This window comes from Frankia gtarii (assembly GCF_025403375.1).
Classification (GTDB): domain Bacteria; phylum Actinomycetota; class Actinomycetes; order Frankiales; family Frankiaceae; genus Frankia; species Frankia gtarii.
In genome coordinates, this window is the sequence record NZ_JAMPTM010000566.1 from 1 (window position 1) to 997 (window position 997).

Below are 997 nucleotides of genomic sequence, written 5' to 3' on the forward strand. Positions count from 1 at the left end.
GCCCGACCCACCCGGCGCAGGCCGCGGGCCGCCGCGGCCCATCCCACCCCGCCGACCAGCGCCGACACCGCGAGGCAGACCGCGCCGGCCGCGCCGGACAGCCGGGCGGCGGCGACGACGTCGGCGCCCCGCGGTGGTCGACCGAAACCCAGCTCGGGCCGGTACTCGACCCGGTACGGGTAGCGCAGTTCCCCGCCGAGGCGCAGGCCCAGCGCCCCGGCGAACGCGGCCTCGACCATCCCCGCGTTCGGACTCGGATGGGACCGACCATCGCGGCGCATCACCCAGAACGCGTCGGCGACGTTGCCCCCGACGACCGGCGCGCACAGGCAGGTCGCGAGCGCGCACAGTCGGGCCGGCAGGAGGTTCACCAGATCGTCGAGGCGGGCCGCCGCCCACCCGAACCGTTCATAGCGGTCGCTGTGATGCCCGATCATCGCGTCGAGGGTGTTCACCACCCGGTAGCCGGCCAGCCCCGGCAGCCCCGCGACCGTCCCCCACCACAGCGGCGCGGCCACGGCGTCGCAGGTGTTCTCGGCGATCGACTCGATCGCGCCGCGGGCGATCCCCGCCTCGTCGAGCAGCGACGGGTCCCGTCCGCACAGCGTCGGCAGCCGCGCCCGGGCGGCGGTCAGGTCGCCGGCGAGCAGTTCGGCGCCGAGCCGCCGACCGTGGCGGCGCAGCGACGCCCCACCGAGCACCACCCAGGTCGCCACCGCGGTCATCGCGACCGCCGCGCCGTCGCGATCCCAGCCGCCAGGCCGGTCCGGGGCGGGCCGCGCCCGCACCGCCCGGGGACGTCCCCATGCGTGTTCGGCGGCGGCGGCGGGAACGGTGACGGCGGCCAGCAGCAGGGTGGTGTGCAACGCGCCGGCGGCGCGGCCGTCCCGGTAGAGCAGCCGCTCCAACCGGCCGGCGGCCCGGCCGAACCCGGCGACGGGGTGCAGCCGCGCCGGATCGGCGAACACAGCGTCGACGGCGGCGCCGAGGATCAGCC

At 78.0% G+C, this 997-nt stretch carries 1 protein-coding gene; it reads right to left on the minus strand.

What is annotated here, in order from left to right:
* Positions 1-995: cobalamin biosynthesis protein (locus NBZ83_RS32320; RefSeq protein WP_261576535.1), on the minus strand; the 995-nt coding region annotated here is incomplete at its 3' end.
* Positions 996-997 lie beyond the last annotated feature (2 nt).